The 17,514-nt window shown below is 65.6% G+C and carries 19 protein-coding genes; 9 read left to right on the top strand and 10 right to left on the bottom strand.

Annotation, left to right across the window (positions count from 1 at the left end):
• The 3 genes from BGO62_RS14500 to BGO62_RS14490 form a co-directional block, all read left to right on the top strand.
• Nucleotides 1-845: VWA-like domain-containing protein (locus BGO62_RS14500; RefSeq protein ID WP_296643781.1), on the top strand; the 845-nt coding region annotated here is incomplete at its 5' end.
• 5 nt (nt 846-850) lie between these two features.
• Entirely contained in the window at nt 851-1,762 is a 912-nt protein-coding gene (locus BGO62_RS14495) for an Hsp33 family molecular chaperone HslO (protein WP_296643783.1), read from the top strand.
• Between the two features lie 26 nt (nt 1,763-1,788).
• Complete coding sequence (locus tag BGO62_RS14490; protein WP_296643779.1) at nt 1,789-2,058, top strand: hypothetical protein; 270 nt, start codon at nt 1,789-1,791, stop codon at nt 2,056-2,058.
• Between the two features lie 451 nt (nt 2,059-2,509).
• On the opposite strand, the gene BGO62_RS14480 is transcribed toward BGO62_RS14490, so the two are convergent.
• From BGO62_RS14480 to ampD, 9 genes are read right to left on the bottom strand one after another with little or no spacing between them, the layout of a single operon-like run.
• Nucleotides 2,510-3,679 carry a pyridoxal phosphate-dependent aminotransferase gene (locus tag BGO62_RS14480; RefSeq protein ID WP_296643775.1) on the bottom strand — a complete coding sequence of 390 codons (1,170 nt, stop codon included), beginning with the start codon at nt 3,677-3,679 and terminating at the stop codon, nt 2,510-2,512.
• On the bottom strand, nt 3,676-4,449 hold the full coding sequence (locus BGO62_RS14475; protein WP_296643773.1) for a M90 family metallopeptidase: 774 nt from the start codon (nt 4,447-4,449) through the stop codon (nt 3,676-3,678). The genes BGO62_RS14480 and BGO62_RS14475 overlap by 4 nt, the downstream gene beginning before the upstream one ends.
• Nucleotides 4,446-5,738 (bottom strand): DNA recombination protein RmuC, encoded by a 1,293-nt coding sequence (locus BGO62_RS14470; RefSeq protein WP_296643771.1) that lies wholly within the window; start codon nt 5,736-5,738, stop codon nt 4,446-4,448. Before BGO62_RS14470 ends, BGO62_RS14475 begins: the two co-directional genes overlap by 4 nt.
• Nucleotides 5,739-5,794: 56 nt before the next feature.
• Nucleotides 5,795-7,627 carry a translational GTPase TypA gene (gene typA / locus BGO62_RS14465; protein WP_296643769.1) on the bottom strand — a complete coding sequence of 611 codons (1,833 nt, stop codon included), beginning with the start codon at nt 7,625-7,627 and terminating at the stop codon, nt 5,795-5,797.
• Nucleotides 7,628-7,687: 60 nt separating this feature from the next.
• Nucleotides 7,688-8,944 carry a hypothetical protein gene (locus tag BGO62_RS14460; protein WP_296643767.1) on the bottom strand — a complete coding sequence of 419 codons (1,257 nt, stop codon included), beginning with the start codon at nt 8,942-8,944 and terminating at the stop codon, nt 7,688-7,690.
• A gap of 1 nt (nt 8,945) precedes the next feature.
• Nucleotides 8,946-9,326, bottom strand: a complete 381-nt coding sequence (locus BGO62_RS14455) for a group II truncated hemoglobin (protein WP_296643765.1) — start codon at nt 9,324-9,326, stop codon at nt 8,946-8,948.
• A gap of 3 nt (nt 9,327-9,329) precedes the next feature.
• Nucleotides 9,330-10,526, bottom strand: a complete 1,197-nt coding sequence (purT, locus tag BGO62_RS14450; protein WP_296643763.1) for a formate-dependent phosphoribosylglycinamide formyltransferase — start codon at nt 10,524-10,526, stop codon at nt 9,330-9,332.
• Nucleotides 10,527-10,569: 43 nt separating this feature from the next.
• Nucleotides 10,570-12,159 carry a phospholipase D family protein gene (locus BGO62_RS14445; protein ID WP_296643761.1) on the bottom strand — a complete coding sequence of 530 codons (1,590 nt, stop codon included), beginning with the start codon at nt 12,157-12,159 and terminating at the stop codon, nt 10,570-10,572.
• The gene (gene ampD / locus BGO62_RS14440) at nt 12,143-12,703 is read right to left on the bottom strand and encodes a 1,6-anhydro-N-acetylmuramyl-L-alanine amidase AmpD (RefSeq protein WP_296643759.1); all 561 of its coding nucleotides are present in this window, start codon (nt 12,701-12,703) and stop codon (nt 12,143-12,145) included. The genes BGO62_RS14445 and ampD overlap by 17 nt, the downstream gene beginning before the upstream one ends.
• Nucleotides 12,704-12,792: 89 nt before the next feature.
• Here ampD and BGO62_RS14435 point away from each other — a divergent pair, with 89 nt between their 5' ends.
• The 6 genes from BGO62_RS14435 to BGO62_RS14410 all read left to right on the top strand — a co-directional run bounded on the left by BGO62_RS14435 (nt 12,793) and on the right by BGO62_RS14410 (nt 16,091).
• Nucleotides 12,793-13,338: a hypoxanthine-guanine phosphoribosyltransferase gene (locus BGO62_RS14435; protein WP_296643757.1), complete on the top strand. Its 546-nt coding sequence runs from the start codon at nt 12,793-12,795 to the stop codon at nt 13,336-13,338.
• A 1-nt stretch (nt 13,339) separates the two neighbouring features.
• The gene (locus tag BGO62_RS14430; RefSeq protein WP_296643755.1) at nt 13,340-14,101 is read left to right on the top strand and encodes an S-methyl-5'-thioinosine phosphorylase; all 762 of its coding nucleotides are present in this window, start codon (nt 13,340-13,342) and stop codon (nt 14,099-14,101) included.
• Between the two features lie 21 nt (nt 14,102-14,122).
• Nucleotides 14,123-14,845, top strand: coding sequence for a pseudouridine synthase (locus BGO62_RS14425; protein WP_296643753.1), 723 nt, complete (start codon nt 14,123-14,125; stop codon nt 14,843-14,845).
• On the top strand, nt 14,824-15,357 hold the full coding sequence (gene def / locus BGO62_RS14420) for a peptide deformylase (RefSeq protein ID WP_296643751.1): 534 nt from the start codon (nt 14,824-14,826) through the stop codon (nt 15,355-15,357). The genes BGO62_RS14425 and def overlap by 22 nt, the downstream gene beginning before the upstream one ends.
• 117 nt (nt 15,358-15,474) lie before the next feature.
• Nucleotides 15,475-15,858, top strand: a complete 384-nt coding sequence (locus tag BGO62_RS14415) for a flagellar biosynthesis regulator FlaF (RefSeq protein ID WP_296643749.1) — start codon at nt 15,475-15,477, stop codon at nt 15,856-15,858.
• Entirely contained in the window at nt 15,855-16,091 is a 237-nt protein-coding gene (locus BGO62_RS14410) for a hypothetical protein (RefSeq protein ID WP_296643747.1), read from the top strand. The genes BGO62_RS14415 and BGO62_RS14410 overlap by 4 nt, the downstream gene beginning before the upstream one ends.
• Before the next feature lies 1 nt (nt 16,092).
• On the opposite strand, the gene BGO62_RS14405 is transcribed toward BGO62_RS14410, so the two are convergent.
• A partial coding sequence (locus BGO62_RS14405; protein ID WP_296643745.1) for an HD domain-containing protein occupies nt 16,093-17,514 on the bottom strand: 1,422 nt, incomplete at its 5' end.

Below are 17,514 nucleotides of genomic sequence, written 5' to 3'. Positions count from 1 at the left end.
CGCTGATTCCCGAGGACACTCCGGAAGAGTCCTTCGATCAGCACCTGTTCGACAACGACAACGAGCAAGGCGCCAGCCCCGATCAGGACGAGCGCCAGGACGACCCCGAGGGCGGCGAGGCCGGTGGCCAGGGCAAGGAAGGCCAGAGCGAGGCAGAACAGCAGCAGGGCAGTGGCAGCCAGGCCTCGCAGAAGCCGAACGAGTTGTCGCCCAGCGAACGCGAGGAACTCGCCGAGCAATGGAAAAACCGGCTGGCCGCCGCCGCCCAGGCGGCGCGCCAGGCTGGCAAACTGTCCCAGTCGATGATGCGCTGGGTCGACGGCCTGCTGGCCCCGAGTCTGCCGTGGCGCGCCTTGCTGGCGCGCTTCTTCGCGGTCAACCAGCGCGACGATTATTCGTGGCGGCGGCCTTCGCGCCGCGAAGGCGACGCGCTGTTGCCGCGCCTGTCGAGCGAGGGCATCGAGGTGGTGGCGGCGATCGATACCAGCGGCTCGATCAGCGACGACGAACTGCGCGAATTCGTCACCGAGCTCGATGCCCTCAAGGGCCAGGTGCGCGCCAGGGTGACGCTGCTGGCGTGCGACAACCATGTGGCCGGAAACGCACCGTGGGAATTCGAGCCCTGGGACACCATGCAGCTTCCCGCCGGCCTCGAAGGCGGCGGCGGCACCGATTTCCGCCCGGTGTTCGACTGGGTCGAGCACGAAAACCGCAGCCCCGACATGCTGGTGTATTTCACCGATGCCGAAGGCGACTTTCCCAAGCTGCCGCCCAACTACCCGGTGATCTGGCTGGTCAAGGGCAAGGGCATGGTGCCCTGGGGCGAGCGGGTGCAACTCAATTGACCGCCTTGCACGCTCAGCCCAGCCGGGTGCGCAGCTTCCTGTTCGAACAGCTCGACATCCGTGGCGCCTGGGTGCAATTGGGATCGGCTTGGCGCGAGATGACGGCAGGGCGCGATTATCCGCAACCGGCCCTTGAACTGCTGGGCCAGCTGGCGGCGGTGACCACGCTGATCACCGCCAACCTCAAGCAGACGGGGCGGCTGACGTTTCAGTTGCGCGGCGCCGGCGAAGTATCGCTGCTGGTGATGGATTGCGACGAACAATTGCGCCTGCGCGGCATGGCGCGCACCATTCCGGATCTGGCAGCGGGCAGCGTGCCGGCCTTGCTGGGCGACGGGGCATTGACCCTGACGCTCGACACCGCCGACATGCGCCAGCCCTATCAGAGCCATGTGCCGCTGCAAGGCGAGACCCTGGCCGCGGTGTTCGAGCATTATCTGGCGCAGTCCGAACAATTGCCCACCCGCCTGTGGCTGGCGGCCAGCCGCGAAACAGCCGCCGGTTTGTTGCTGCAGGCGCTGCCGGGGGCGGCCGCGCGCGATGCGGACGGCTGGAACCGGATGCAGATCCTGGCCGACACGGTGCAGGCGGACGAACTGCTCGGGCTCGGCGCGATCAAGCTGATCGAGCGTCTGTTCCCGGAGGAGGATGTGCGGGTGTTCGATCCTCGTCCGGTCAGCTATCACTGCCCGTATGACGCGGCCAAAATCCATTCCATGCTGCGCGGCGTGGGGCAGGCGGAATGCGAGGCCATCATCGCCGAGCAGGGCGAAATCCGGGTTCACGACGATATCTGCAACCATGAATATGTGCTGGACGCAGCCGCGGTGGCCGCGCTTTTTACCCCGAAGGACGCCGCTTCGCTGCATGCCGAGGCAAACGGAAAAGCGTCCGCTGTCAAGGGCACAAGCAAATGAAAGGACGCGCGATGCGGATAGGATGGGTGCTGCTGGGGCTGCTGACGCTATCAACGGGTGCGCTGGCCGAGAATGAACGCTATCAGGCGCTGCCGCTGGCAGGTACCGAGGGCGGCAAGGGCGGCGCGCGCGCGTTTGTCCTCGACACCCGTGACGGCCATGTCTGGATCTGGAGTGAAAATGAGTTGATCACCACGCCGGATGGCGGCCGCCGCTATGGCTCCGGCTTTTCGTATCAAGGCAAATTGCGCCCCGGCACCCAGCCGGGAGAGTTCATCGAAACACCCAGAAAATAATGCGCTAAAGCCGTCTTGTTGCAATTTGGCAACATCCCGGGCGCGCCAAATCAATTTTTTAGTAGATTGTGGTTTTCTTTTACGGTTTTGCTAGAATTCCGCGCGTCGGCTGGATCACAAGTCCCGGACCGATCTCTGGTGTGGGTTTTTATATTCGTAAGTAAAGGGAAATTAAATGAAATATTCCGTCCTCCTGGCTGCTCTGCTGGCTGTTTCCATGGCCGCTTGCGGCAAAAAAGAAGAAGCCGCTGCTCCTGCCGAAGCGCCTGCTGCTGAAGCTCCGGCTCCGGAAGCTGCTGCTCCCGCCGCTGAAGCGCCGGCTGCTGACGCCGCTGCTCCTGCCGCTGAAGCACCTGCTGCTGATGCTGCCGCTCCTGCTCCCGCTCCCGCTCCCGCTCCCGCCCAGTAATTCCGGGCACGGAACGCAAAACCGGCCTTCGGGCCGGTTTTTTTATGTCTGCAAAAAACGATCGAGCCGCGCCATCGCATCGGCCAGCCGCGGTAAGGGCTGGGTGTAGGCAACGCGGATGTGGCGTGCCGCGCGATGCGAACCGAAATCGACTCCAGGCGTTACGGCAATGCCCGTCCGATCGAGCAAATGATTGGCGAATGCGTAGCTGTCCGAGGTGAGGCGGCTGCAATCCGCATACAAGTAAAACGCCCCCTGCGGCGTCAGCGGAATATCGAAGCCCCGCCCGCGCAAGGCAGACAGCAGAAAATCGCGGCGGGCGCGCAGATCGGCCTTGCGGGTTTTGAGTTCATCCAGGGTTGCGGGCGAGAATGCTGCCAGTGCCGCATGCTGCGCCGGGGTGGCGGCCGCCAGGAACAGATTCTGCGCCAGCCGCTCCAGTGCCGGCATGGCCCAGGCGGGGGCGGCCAGCCAGCCGAGCCGCCAGCCCGTCATCGAGAAATATTTTGAAAAACTGTTGATGACGAATACATCGTCCCAGCGTGCGGCGCTGTGCTCGCTGCCGTCGTAAGTGAGCGCCAGATAGATTTCGTCGACGATCAAGGCCACGCCCTGTGCGCGGCACCAGTCGCGGATGCGTGCGAGTTCGTCGGGGGAAATGGCGGTGCCGGTGGGATTGGACGGGCTGGCGATCAGCACGGCGCGGGTGGCCGCAGTGGCATGGCGCTCAACGGATTCGAGGGTGAGTTGAAAGCCGCTGCCGGCATCGACCGGAACGGTGACTGCGCGGGCGTCGCAAAAGTGAGCGAAATGGCGGTTGCAGGGATAACCCGGGTCGGCCATCAGCACTTCGTCGCCGGGACCAGCCAGCAGGCCCAGCGTCAGCAGCAAGGCGCCCGAGGCACCGGGTGTCACCACGATCCGTGCAGGGTCGACCGCAGCCTGCCAGCGGGCGGCATAAAACCCGGCGATGGCTTCGCGCAGGGCGGGCAGGCCGAGTGCGCCGGTGTAGTGCGTGTGTCCGGCGCGCAGCGCCGCGATGCCGGCCGCGACGATGGGTTCGGGCGTGGCGAAGTCCGGCTCGCCGATTTCCAGATGGATGATGTCGCGTCCAGCGGCTTGCAGCGCCTGCGCCCGCGCCAGGATGCCCATCACATGGAACGGCGCGATGCCGTCCATGCGTGCGGCGGTTCGGCGGAGGCTTGTGCTCATGCCGGGCTTTCCGAGCGGCGCAGTGGGTGCTGGCGATAAAACTGCTGCAGTTGCCGGTAAATCGCCGGGTATTCCGTATCTAGCACGTGCGGCGTTTCAAAGAACACTTCGCTTAGCACGGCAAAAAACTCGGCAGGGTTGGCGGTGGCATAGGGATCGATCGCGGTGTCTTTGCCGGCATCGACGCGCGCGGACAGGTCGGCATAGGCCGCACTGAAGTCGCGTGCCCAACTGGCGGAATCCATGCCGCGATGCAGCGGCGGGAAGCCGTTGGCGTCGCCGTTCAGCATATCGAGCTTGTGCGCGAATTCGTGCAGCACGACATTGAAGCCGTCGCCCCGGCCGCTCGCTTCGACGTCGGCGAGCGACAGCACCAGCGGGCCGCCGTGCCAGGATTCGCCGGCCAGGATGTCGCGCGTATGGTGGACGACGCCGGCCTCGTCCATCTCCACTCGCGGACGCAGGAATTCGTCGGGGTAGAGGATGATTTCGTTCCAGCCCCGGTAGCTGTCTTCGTCGAGCTTGAGGGTCAACAAGCAGGCCTGGACGGCGATGTTCAGCTGCATGGCAGCGTCGACTTCGGCGCCGCCGGCGGCAGAGAAGGTCTTGTCGTGGATGAACAGGCTGGCGGCTTCGCGCAGCTGCGCCAGTTCGTCGGACGTCAGCCCGCGCAGGATCGGCAGGCGTTCGACTGCGGTCCGGAACGCGGCGAACGGCACGAGGTGGTGCCGGAGAATGCGGTTGCGGCGCCAGTCGGAAAACCAGCTCATTCGTCGACGTCGAGCAGGCGCGCGGCGCCCGCGTCCGGGTGTTCGAGCTCGACCCGCTCGATCTGCAGGAAACGGCGGCTGATCTTGTCGCTGGAAATGCGTACCTCGCCCACATCCTTGTTGGCCTGCTCGATGTGGGTGGCGAGCTTTTTCATGCGCTCGTCGAAGCGCGCGAAATCCTTCGCCAGCTTGCTCAATTCGTCCTTGATGACGTGCGCCATGCGCCGCGTTTCCGAATCGCGGATCACTGCGCGTGCGGTATTCAGCACCGCCATCAGCGTGGTCGGCGAGGTGAGCCATACCCGTTTTTTCTGTGCATGTTCGACCAGATCCGCATGGTAGGCGTGGATTTCGGCGAATACCGCTTCGGCCGGCAGGAACATCACCGCGCCGTCGGAGGTTTCGCCGCTGACGATGTATTTGGCAGCGATGTCGTCGACGTGTTTTTTGACGTCGGCCTTGAACTGACGCCGCGCCGCCTCGCGCTCGGCCGATGGCAGCGTGTCGTCGAACATGCGGCTGTAGTTTTCCAGCGGAAACTTGGCGTCGACGCAGACGCTGCCGGTGGGTGCGGGCAGGATCAGCACGCAGTCGGCGCGCGTGCCGCTTCTCAGGGTGTGCTGGAAGACGTAGGCGTCGGGCGGCAGGCTGTTGCGCACCAGCGCTTCCAGCTGCACTTCGCCGAAAGCGCCGCGCGAGCGCTTGTCGCCGAGGATTTCCTGCAGCGACACGAGGTTGGAGGCGAGTCCTTCGATTTTCTTTTGCGCCTCGTCGATCACCGCCAGCCGCGACATCACCGAAGTGAAGGTCTCGTTGGTTTTCTTGAAGCCCTCGTCGAGCCGCTCGGCCACCTTGCCGGAGATTTCATTCAGGCGGCCATCGACCGTCTGCGACAGCTGCTGCACGCGCTCGCTGAACTGCGCAGTCATATGTTTCAGCGTGTCCTGTAGCAGACTTTGCTCGGCACGCCCCTGCTCGATGAGCTTTTCCAGCATCGCGGTCTGGAACTGGCCGAACTGGCCGGTGACGGTTTCGCGCGTCTCGGCCAGGCGCTCGGCCTGCGCGACCTGCAAGGCCGCCAGCTGGGTTTGCATGCGGTCGGATTGCTGCGACAGCCCCGCATGCAAGTCGGTCAGCACCGCGCGGTGACGGGCCTCCATGTCCTGCGCCAGCAGCGCGGGCAGCCCGGCCTGTTCGCGCTGCAGCGCACGCAGGCGCAGTAGCAGGAAAACAGTCAGGAGAACGAGGACGGCAAGGCCGGCGAAGAGGCCGATTTCGACAGGAGGCATGCGCGGATTTTACCCGTGCCGCCATGAAAAAACCCGGCGCCGGCCGGGTTTTGACATTATGCCGCTGCGCGACTGGCGCGCTTGCGCTCGTGTTCCTGCAGGTGGCGCTTGCGGATGCGGATCGATTTCGGGGTGATTTCCACCAGTTCGTCGTCGTCGATGAATTCCACCGCGGATTCCAGCGTCAGCTTGATCGGGGTGGTCAGGCGCACCGCCTCGTCGGTGCCGGAGGCGCGCACGTTGGTGAGCTGCTTGCCCTTGATCGGGTTGACCACCAGGTCATTGTCGCGGCTGTGGATGCCGATGATCATGCCTTCGTACAGCTTGTCGCCGGGCGAGACGAACATGCGGCCGCGGTCTTCCAGCTTCCACAGCGCGTAGGCCACCGCTTCGCCGTTGTCCTGCGACACCAGCACGCCGTTGTGGCGGCCGGGCAGGTCGGCCTTGACCGGACCGTAGTCGTCGAACACGTGGCTCATCAGGCCGGTGCCGCGCGTCATGGTCATGAAGTCGGACTGGAAGCCGATCAGGCCGCGCGCGGGAATGTGGTATTCCAGCCGGGTGCGGCCCTTGCCGTCGGATTCCATGTTGGTCAGCTCGCCGCGGCGACGGCCGATTTCTTCCATCACGCCGCCCTGATGCTCGTCTTCCAGGTCGATGGTGAGGTTTTCATACGGTTCGCACTTCTCGCCGTTGATTTCCTTGTACACCACGCGAGGTTTGGCCACCGCCATCTCGAAGCCTTCGCGCCGCATGTTTTCCAGCAGGATGGTGAGGTGCAGTTCGCCGCGGCCGGCAACGCGGAAGATGTCGGCATCGCCCGTTTCGTCGACGCGAAGCGCGACGTTGGTCAGCAGTTCCTTGGTCAGACGGTCGCGGATCTGGCGGCTGGTGACGAACTTGCCTTCGGTGCCGGCCAGAGGCGAGGTGTTGACCATGAAGTCCATGGTCAGCGTCGGTTCGTCGACCGACAGCATCGGCAGGCCGACCGGATTGTCCTTGTCGCAGATGGTGACGCCGATGCCGATGTCGTCCAGCCCGGAAATGATGATGATGTCGCCGGCTTCGGCTTCATCGACCTGGACGCGCTCCAGGCCACGGAAACCGAGCACCTGGTTGATGCGGCCGGTAGCGACCTGTTCTTCATGGTTCATGACCGCGACTTGCATGCCGGGCTTGATGCGGCCGTTGAGCACGCGGCCGACACCGAGACGGCCGGTGTAGGTCGAGTAGTCGAGCGCGGCAATCTGCAGCTGCAGCGGGGCGTCGGCGGAGCCGGGCGGGGTGGGGACGTGGGACAGCACCGTGTCGAACAGCGGCTTCATGTCGGCAGCGGCGCCGCCCTGCGACGGCGCGTCCTTCAGATCCGTGCAGGCCCAGCCGTTGAGGCCGGAGGCATAGATGATGGGGAAATCGAGTTGCTCGTCGGTGGCGCCGAGCTTGTCGAACAGGTCGAAGGTCTGGTCGACCACCCAGTCCGGACGCGCGCCGGGACGGTCGACCTTGTTGATGGCCACAATCGGGCGCAGGCCCAGCGCCAGCGCTTTCTTGGTGACGAAACGCGTCTGCGGCATCGGGCCTTCGACGGCGTCGACCAGCAGCACCACGCCGTCGACCATGCCGAGCACGCGCTCGACCTCACCGCCGAAATCGGCGTGGCCGGGAGTGTCGACGATGTTGATGTGGGTGTCGCCGTAGGTGATCGCGGTATTCTTCGCCAGGATGGTGATGCCGCGTTCCTTTTCGATGTCGCCGGAGTCCATCACCCGCTCGTCGACCGCCTGGTTGTCGCGGAAGGTGCCGGACTGCTTGAGGAGCTGGTCGACCAGCGTGGTCTTGCCATGGTCGACGTGTGCGATGATGGCGATGTTGCGGAGCTTGCGGGACATGATGGGGGGCCGGATTGCGGGAAGCCCAACATTATAGCATGGTTGTTTGACAATTCATTGTTATTGTGCGAGCGGGTGTGCAGCCAGGCGGGCGTCGATGCGGGCGATGACGCGCTGGTAGCGTGCGCTGCCGATGGGGCCGAAGCGGCGGTCGAATTCAGCCTGCGGCATGAATTCCGGCAGGTCGCGGAAATCCGGCAGCAAGTCGGCATCGTTGCGGGCGAGCGCCAGATGCTGGCGCACCCGCGCCGCGGCAGCACCGGTGGCGCGTTCGCCCAGCCGGACGCCGGCACGGTTGGCGGCGAGGTCGGTGAAGCTGAAGCCGGAACCCTTGCCCGCATCCTCCTCTTCCTTGATCAGGCCGATGGCGTTGGCCAGACGGCTGCCGCCGTTGACCGACAGCGCGGCGGAAATCATGAAATGCTCGGCAAAGTCGCGCCGCCCGTGCAGCGACAGCAGCACGCGCGGCGCCCGGCGGATCGAGCGGCTGTCGCCTTCCAGCAGCTTGGGCAGGCTGATCCCGGCCAGATAGGCCGCCAGAGCAGTGAGCGCGGCACGATTTTCCTCGCGTGCATCGCCGCCGGTTTGCAGGGCGTACGTAAACAGGGGGCCGGCGATCCGCACCAGCGGCACGGTGCTGCCGTGCGGATGTTGCTTCAGCAGGGCTTCCAGCCGTTCGGCGTAAGCCAGCATACGTGTCTGGTCCTCGGGGGCAATCAGCAATTCCGCGCTTTTGCGCTCCAGCCGGGTCAGCAATTCGGGATGCCAGCGGTAATCCAGGGTGGCCTGGTTTTCGTCGAAATTGATCTGGGTGAACGCATCGGCCAGTGCGGCGTAGGTCTTGTCGCGGCGCAGCCAGCGATGCGCCTGGCGCGCCACCCAGTCGGCCAGCGCGCCGGGCAGCGGCAGGCTGCCCAGTTGCAGGCTTTGAATCCGGATGCCGCCAGGCATCTCGGCGACTTCCGCAGTGAGGTTGAGGTAACGGCCAAACGGGTTGGGCGGTACGGCGAGGGTGGCGGAAAGCGTGGCCATGCCGGGCGTGAGTTCGGCGGCAATGCCGCTGACGCGGCGCAGTTCGACGACATAGTTCAGCAGCCGGTTGAGTTCGGCCTCGTCGAGCTGGATGCTCTGAACCACGTCGGGCGTCTGGCGGCGCGGGTCATGTTTCTGGAACAGCGTTTTGACCCAGGCCAGATCGGTGCGGCGAAACTCGGCAGGCGGCTCGATCGCCGGCGCGTCGTCCAGCATCAGCCAGGGCAGCACGGCGAGTGCGGCCAGCACGGCGAACAGGGCACCCCAACCGACAAGCCGTTTCATGTCATTCCGGCTGGTTGCGCATGAAATCGGCAGTCTTGAAGAACGCCGCCGTCATTTCCTGCTGCATTGCGGCATCCACCCCGACGTCCTGCATCGCACGGACCATGCAGCCCATCCACTGGTCGCGCTCGGCTTCGCCGATGACAAAGGGCAGATGGCGGCGGCGCAGGAACGGGTGGCCGAAGCGGTCGGTGTATTCCGGCGGCCCGCCGGTCCAGCCGGAAAGAAACCAGGCGAGCTTGTTGCGCGACTCGGTGAGGTCTGCCGGATGCAGCTTGCGGATGCCGTAATAGTCCGGATCTTCGTCCATCAGGTCGTAAAAGCGGTCTACCAGCTTGCGAATCGTTTCGCCGCCGCCGAGGCGTTCGTAATGGGTTTGCATGGTTCAGCCCTTCACCGGCTTGACCGCCGCCGCCGCCGCCCTGGCATGCAGGCGGGCCTCGTCCGGGTTGGCGGCGACGGCGAGCGCCACCCCCATGCGGCGGTTGACGAAGGCCTGCGGTTTGCCGAACAGGCGTAGATCGACGCCGGGCGTGCGCATGGCGTCGGCCACGCCGTCGAAGGCGATGCCGGTCGCTTCCAGGCCGCCGTAGATCACCGCCGAGGCGCCGGGTTCGCGCAGGCTCGCATCGACCGGCAGACCGAGGATGGCGCGCGCGTGCAGCTCGAATTCGTTCTGCCGCTGGGTTGCCATCGTCACCATGCCGGTGTCGTGGGGGCGCGGGCTGACTTCGGAAAACCACACGGTGTCGTCCTTGACGAACAATTCCACGCCGAAAACCCCGCGCCCGCCGAGATTGGCGGTGACGGCGGTGGCGATTTCCTGCGCGCGCGCCAGGGCCGCGGCGGACATTGCCTGCGGCTGCCACGATTCGACGTAGTCGCCCTTCATCTGCAGGTGGCCGATAGGCTCGCAGAAATGCGTCTCGACCGTACCCGAGGCGCCCAGCGCGCGCACGGTCAGCAGCGTGATTTCGTAATCGAAATCGATGACTCCTTCGACGATGACGCGGCCCTTGTCGACCCGTCCACCGCTGGCGGCCGCGTCCCAGGCGGCTGCCAGCTGGCTGGCATCGTCCACCCGCGATTGCCCCTTGCCGGACGATGACATCACCGGCTTGACGATCACCGGGTAGCCCAGCCGGTCGGCTGCGGCCGACATCGCCGCCAGGCTGTCGGCGAACACGTAGGGCGACGTCGGCAGCCCCAGCGTTTCCGCCGCCAGCCGGCGGATGCCCTCGCGGTTCATGGTGAGGTTGGCGGCGCGCGCGGTGGGGATGACCTCCGCCAGCCCGGCGGCCTCGATTTCCAGCAGGGTTTCGGTGGCGATGGCCTCGATCTCCGGCACCACCAGCTGCGGTTTCTCTGTTTCGATCAGCGCGCGCAGGGCCGCGCCGTCGCTCATGTCGATCACGTGCGCGCGGTGCGCCACCTGATGGCCGGGGGCGTCGGCGTAGCGATCCACCGCGACGACTTCGACGCCGAGGCGCTGCAGGGCGATGACGACTTCCTTGCCGAGTTCGCCTGCACCCAGCAGCATGACGCGGGTGGCGGAAGGAGAGAGCGGGGTGCCGAGGCGCATGGCCAAGAATCCTGGAAGCAAAAAAACGGGATTTTACCGTGCTTCAGAGATGTTCCTCGATCGGCAGCGCCTGCAGCACACGCAACAGGCCGCGCTGGATCGGGGTGGTTTCGGGCTCGAGGTCGAAAATGCGCTCGGCACCCTGGTGGACGTCGCGCCATTGCAGGCGTTTCGCGATGCCTTTTGCGGTTTTTTCGACGATGAGCCGCGGCTGGTAGCTGCGTTCGGGGCGCATTGCGTCTTCGGCGATGGCAGTGACCTGGCGGGCCAGTGCGGGCGAATGGATGACCAGCCCCATTTCGGTGTTGAGCAACGCCGAGCGCGGATCGAGATTGAAGCTGCCGATGAAGACGTGCTCGTCGTCGAAGACGAAGGTCTTGGCGTGCAGGCTGGCGCGCGAGGAGCCGCTGCCGAGGTCGCGCAGGCGACCGCCGGTGGGCTCGGCGACCGGTTTCAGTTCGTAGAGATTGACCCCCGCCTGCAGCAGCGGGATGCGGTAATGGGCGTAGCCGGCGTGCACCAGCGGCACGTCGCTGGCGGCATAGGCATTGGTCAGCACGTCGACCTGCACGCCCTGGCTGCGCCAGTACTCGAAATAAGCCATGCCGAGGGCGCCGGGCACGAAATAGGGCGACACGATGAGGGCACGCCGTGAGGGGTCGACCCACAGCCCCGCAAGCTGGCCGATCAGCAGTTTGGACGGCGATTTGCTGCGCTTGAGCACCTTTCCCGGCGGGTCGACGATGAGATTGGCGCGCGCGATGTGCCAGGGGGTTTTTCCTGCCAGCAGTTTGGAGAGGGGGTCGGCGGCAGTCAGCGCGCGGCCATAGTCGCTGTCGAGCTGCTGTGCGCGGTACTGCTGCAAAAACCGGGTGGTGCGCTGCAGCCGGATGTCGCTGGCGTTGACCGGCAGGGCGGCGGCGGGCACCGCCGCATCGCTGTTCCAGTATTGATCGAACGATTGCGACAGGCTGTCGACGATGGCGCCCGCGGCAATGACGTCGAGGTCGACGAAGGCGAGGTCGTGGTGGGCATCGAAATATTCGTCGCCGATGTTGCGCCCGCCGGTGATGCCGAGCTGGTTGTCGGCGATGAAGGCCTTGTTGTGCATGCGGCGGTTGAGGCGGACGCTTTCGCGCAGCGCCTGCCAGCCCTTGACGAAAAGATTGGTGCTGCGGGTGTGGAAAGGGTTGAACAGCCGTACCTGGATGTTGGGGTGGGCGTTCAGCGTGGCGAGCCGGAGTTCCTTGTCGGCGGTGTCGATGTCGTCGACCAGCACCCGTACGCGCACGCCGCGTTCTGCCGCCGCCAGCAGGGCGGCGGCGACCAGCTTGCCGGTGGTGTCGTTGTGGAACAGGTAGTACTGGACGTCGAGCGTGCGGGTCGCGCGCTGCGCCAGCGCCAGCCTGGCGGCCAGCGCCGCACGGCCATCCTGCAGCAGATGAAAGCCCGATTCGCCGGCCGGGATCTGTGCCGACAGATGCGCTTTCAATGGGCTGTCGGCCTGGTTTGAGACGGCCTGCGAAGGCGGGCGCTCGGCGCTCATCCTGAGCGTGGGCGCACAGCCGGCCAGCGTCAGCAGCGCGGCCAGCGCGGCGCCGGCAAGGCGGAGCGAATCAGGCGATCTGCGCATGCAGGCGTTGCCAGTCGAAATGGGGGCCCGGATCGGTCTTGCGGCCCGCGGCAATGTCGCTGTGCCCCACCACGGCCTGGATGGGATAGGCCTGTTTCAGCAAGCGCACCAGCGGAGCCAGGGCGGCGTACTGGGCTTCGGTGAAAGGCTGGTCGTCCGTGCCTTCGAGTTCGATCCCGACGGAAAAGTCGTTGCAGCGCTCGTGCCCTTGCCAGGTCGACGCCCCGGCGTGCCAGGCGCGCAGCGTGCACGGCACGAACTGGATCAGGGTGCCGTCGCGGCGGATGAAAAAATGCGCCGATACCCTGAGCCCACGGATGCCCTGGTAATACGGATGCGCATCCCAGTCGAGCCGGTTGGTGAAGAGGTCGATCACCGCATCGCCGTCGAACACGCCGGGCGGCAGCGAAATGTTGTGGATGACGATGAGTTCGATCGCCGTCCCTTCCGGGCGCGCGTCGCAATTGGGCGAGGGCAGCCGGCGCGAAGCGGACAGCCAGCCAAGCGCATCGAGAATGCGGGGATGAAGGGCGGAGAGCGGCATGGCGCAAGCTTACTCGACCCGCGCAAAGTCTGGAAACATCGGCGTCTAGGGCTTAGACTGCCGGCTTTTGCCGAATCCCGCCCTGCGTCATGACACCGTTTGAAGCGCAACAGTTGCTGGACAATGCCGAGTGCGTCGCGTCTGCGGACACCGTGCAGACCGTACTCGATCGCCTGGGCAAGGAGATTGCCCGCGTGCTGGCGGAGGACTTTCCGCTGGTGCTGGCGGTGATGGGCGGTGCGGTGGTGTTTGCCGGCCAGCTGCTGCCGCGGCTGGGCTTTCCGCTGGAGTTCGATTACCTGCACGTGACGCGCTATCGCGGTAAAACCAGCGGCGGCGAGGTGGAATGGCGGGTCCTGCCGGGACAGAACGTGGTGGGCCGCAGTGTGCTGGTGCTGGACGATATTCTGGACGAGGGCGAGACCCTGGCCGCGATCCGCGACAAGCTCCTGCACATGGGCGCGGCGCGGGTATGGTCGGCGGTGCTGACCAACAAGGACAACGGGCTGGACAAACCGGTGCGGGCCGATTTCGTGGGGCTGGATGTGCCTGACCGCTATGTGTTCGGCTGCGGCATGGACGCTTACGGACTGTGGCGCAATCTGCCCGCTATTTACGCTTTGAAGGACAAATAATATGTTGGGCATTATCGGCGGCACGGGGCTGACCCAGCTCGCCAATCTGGAAATCACCCATCGCAAGGTGGCGCGCACGCCTTTCGGCGAGCCGTCCGGCGCGCTCACCTTTGGCCACATCTGCGACCAGGAAGTGATCTTTCTCGCGCGCCATGGCTATGGCCACACCATTCCGCCGCACGAGGTGAACTATCGCGCCAACCTGTGGGCGCTGAAGGACCACGGCGTCGACCGCGTGGTGTCGGTGGCCACGGTCGGCGGCATTCATCCCGGGCTGATTCCCGGCATGCTGGTCATCCCGGACCAGATCATCGACTACACCCATGGCCGGGAGGCTACCTGTTTGGTCGAAAACGGCAAGCCGGTCACCCATCTCGACTTCACGTTTCCCTATTGCGACCGCATGCGCAAGGCGCTGCTTCAGGCCGCTGCCAGCGCAGGCATCAGCCTGCGCGATGGCGGCGTGTATGGCGTGACGCAGGGGCCGCGCCTGGAAACCGCAGCCGAAATCAACCGCATGGAGCGTGACGGTGCCGATATGGTGGGGATGACCGGCATGCCGGAAGCCTATCTGGCGCGCGAACTGGCGCTCTGCTACGCGGCGGTGGGCGTGGTGGTGAACTATGCGGCCGGGCGCGGCCTGTCGGCCGACGGCATCCAGATGGAAGAGATCCAGTCCGTGCTGGGCGAGGTGATGCTGCAGGTGCGGCATCTGCTCGAACAGCTGGTGACCAACGACGCTGCCGGGCTGTGCCAGTTCTGAACGTGCGATGAGGCGGGCTCTGTGAAACTCTACCGCGCCCTGCAGTCGCAGGGATTCGGCACCCGCAAGGCCTGCCTGGCGCGGGTGCGCATGGGCGAGGTGGCGGCCAACGGCGTGGCCTGCGACGATCCCGAGGCCGAGGTCGACCCGGCGCAGCTGGAACTGACGCTCGACGGCGTCAGCTGGCGTTACCGCGAGAAAGCCTATGTGCTGATGCACAAGCCGGCCGGGTATGAGTGTTCGCATCGCCCCAGCCATCATCCCAGTGTGTTTTCCCTGTTGCCGCCGCCGCTGGTGCAGCGCGGGGTGCAATGCGTGGGGCGTCTCGATCAGGACACCACCGGGCTGCTGCTGTTTTCCGACGACGGCCAGTTCATCCACCGCATGACCTCGCCGAAGAAGGGCGTCGCCAAGGTGTACCGTGCCGGCTGCGCCGAGCAGCTCGACGACGCCATGCTGGACGCTTTGCGCAGCGGCGTGCAGCTCAACGACGAGCCGACGCCGATTGCCGCGCTGGCGTGCGAGGCGCTCGACGGGCGCAGCCTGCGGCTGACCCTGGCCGAGGGCAAATACCATCAGGTCAAACGCATGATCGCTGCAGCCGGCAACCGGGTCGAGTCGCTGCATCGCGAAGCCATCGGCGGCTATGCCCTGCCCGCAACCCTGCCTGCCGGCGCATGGCGCTGGCTGGAAGCCGACGATCTCGCCCGACTGGAGCAGCCATGGCCATCCGCGATGTCCTGAAAATGGGCGACCCGCGCCTGCTGGAAGCGGCTCGCCCGGTGGAGGAGTTTGCCTCGCCCGAGCTGGCGCAGCTGATCGTCGACATGCACGACACCATGCGCGCATTGAACGGCGCCGGCCTGGCGGCGCCGCAAATCGGCATCGGTCTGCAGGTGGTGATCTTCGAGGTCAATGCCAACCCGCGTTACCCGGACGCCGAAAGCGTGCCGTTCACCGTCCTCGTCAACCCCGTGCTGACCCCCTTGTCCGGTGCGATGGAGGAAGCCTGGGAGGGGTGCCTGTCGGTTCCCGGGATGCGCGGATTGGTGCCGCGCCATGCCGCTTTGCGCTACCAGGGCTTCGACGCGGCGGGGCAGCCGATCGATCGCAGCGTGAGCGGTTTCCACGCCCGCGTGGTGCAGCACGAAGTCGATCATCTACGCGGCATCCTGTATCCGATGCGTATCCGCGACCTGCGCCATTTCGGTTTCACCGACACCCTGTTCCCGGGGCAAAACCTGCAGGACGATTGACGGGTTCTCGACGCTTTCGGGCATGCATTTAGCTTGCCTAAAGTTGTCCCTGTTCACGCCGCTAACTTGAAGCGTAACCGTGGGCGGGGTGCCCCGGCACAAGCTGCAAGGACGACAATGAACTCCGAACAACAGATCCGGCAGGCCAGGTACCGCATCCATCACGCCGACGTGATGATGGGGGAAGCGGCCCAGCTCGACGCCATTGCTGCCCAGTTGATGGCAGTGCAGCGGCAATGGAACGATCCCGGCCGCGAAGCCCACCTGGCCGCGGTGCTGGCGACCAGCCGCGCGGTGTGGCACGGCATTCAGATCGCGCTGGCCGAGGACGCACTGGTTTTCCCGCTGGAAGTGCGGCAGAACCTGCTGATTCTGTCGGTGTATGCCGACAGCAAGATCAGCGCATGCGAGCTTGCGCCCAGCGCCGACACGCTGGGCAGCCTGATCGCGCTGACCCATACGCTGGCGGGCAGTCTCAAGGAATGGCGGGAGGCGGCATGAAGGCTCCGCAGTTTGTCGTACAGGATCTGGATAGCAGTCTGGCCGATGCCGCAGTCGTCGCGGCGGGCACCACCACCTCGGTGCGTCCCGGCCGGGTCCGCAACCGCAGCAAAACCGAGCTGGACGAAAAGCTCAAGAAACCTGCCGACAGCGTGCGCAAGAAGTCGCCGCCGGCACGCAAGGCCCCCGCGCGCGGACGCTACGTGGACGAATACGCGCGGCCGGCGCGCTGAATCACTTTAGCACCTCGCGCACGTCGGTTTCCAGCGCCAGCCTGTCGGCCGGCGTATGCAAAGCGCCGCCACGGATCAGAAAGGTATCCTCGACGCGCTCGCCCAGCGTGTCGATTTTGGCGGCATAGACGTTTACCCCATGCCGCATCAGCACCTCGGCCACCGCAAACAGCAGGCCCGCGCGATCCGCGCAGGTAATCGACAGCATGTGGCCGTGCCCCTGCGCATCGGCTTCCAGCTGTACCGTGGTGGGATAGGGGTGGTGCCGCTGGTGGCGTGACAGGCGGCCGCGCGGTGCCGGCTGCATCGGCTGCGCCGGGTTGAGGTCGCGTGCCAGCTCGTGCTCGACGAAGTTCAGGAAGTCGCGGTAATGAATGCCGCGATTGGCCAGGTCCATCACCTGAAAGCTGTCGAGCGCATAGCCATGCCGGGTGGTGTGGATCTTGGCTTCGAGAATGGTGTACTGGATGCGCGCAAAAAAGCCGCAGATGCGGGCGAACAGGTCGGGCCGGTCGGGGGTGTAGACCAGCACCTGGATGCCTTCGCCGACCGGCGACAGGCGTGCCCTGACGACGGCGTCGGCGCTGTCGGTGCGGCGCCACAGCATGCGCGCCTGCCAGGCCATGTCGCGGGCATCGAAACGGGCAAAATAGCGCGCGTCGAGATGCTGCCACAGCGCATCGGCAGCGCCGGTGGGCAGGCCATACAAAGCGAGATTGACGCGCGCCTCGGCCTGTTTGGCGGCGATGACGGCGACGGCTTCGTCGCTGCCAAGCAGCCGCGCCCGCGTGGCATGGTAGAGGTCTTCCAGCAGCTTGCCTTTCCAGGCATTCCATACCGTGGGGCTGGTGCCGCGGATATCGGCCACGGTCAGCAGATAGAGGGCCGTCAACCGGCGCAGGTTGCCGATCCTGGCGGCAAATGCGGCGATCACCCCGGGGTCGCTGGTGTCCTCCTTTTGCGAGGTGCGCGACATCGCCAGGTGCATTTCCACCAGCCAGGCGACCAGTTCGCTATCGGCCTTGTCGAGGCCGTGCCGGCGGCAAAATCTCCGTGCAACGGCCGCTCCCAGCTCGGAATGGTCGCCGCCGCGGCCTTTGGCGATATCGTGAAACAGGGCGGCCAGGTAGAGCAGTTCGGGCTTGTCGAAATCGGCGATGAGGCGGCTGGCGAGCGGAAGCTCGTGCGCAAGCGCCGGCACAGTAAAGCGCCGTACGTTGCGCAGCACGGTGAGGATGTGCTCGTCGACGGTGTAGACGTGAAACAGGTCGTGCTGCATCTGCCCGACGATGCGGCCGAACGCCGGGATGTAGCGTCCCAGCAGGCCATAGCGATGCATCGCGCGCAGCGCCCGGGTGATGCCCAGCGGCTGGCGCAGCAGCGCCATGAACAGTGCGTGGTGCGCCGGGTTGGCGCGGAAGGC

Source organism: Thiobacillus sp. 65-1402 (assembly GCF_001897685.1).
In the GTDB taxonomy this organism is placed as follows: Bacteria; Pseudomonadota; Gammaproteobacteria; order Burkholderiales; family Thiobacillaceae; genus Thiobacillus.
Note: the sequence above shows the minus strand (reverse complement) of the source record. Positions and strands in the feature narration are given on the sequence as shown.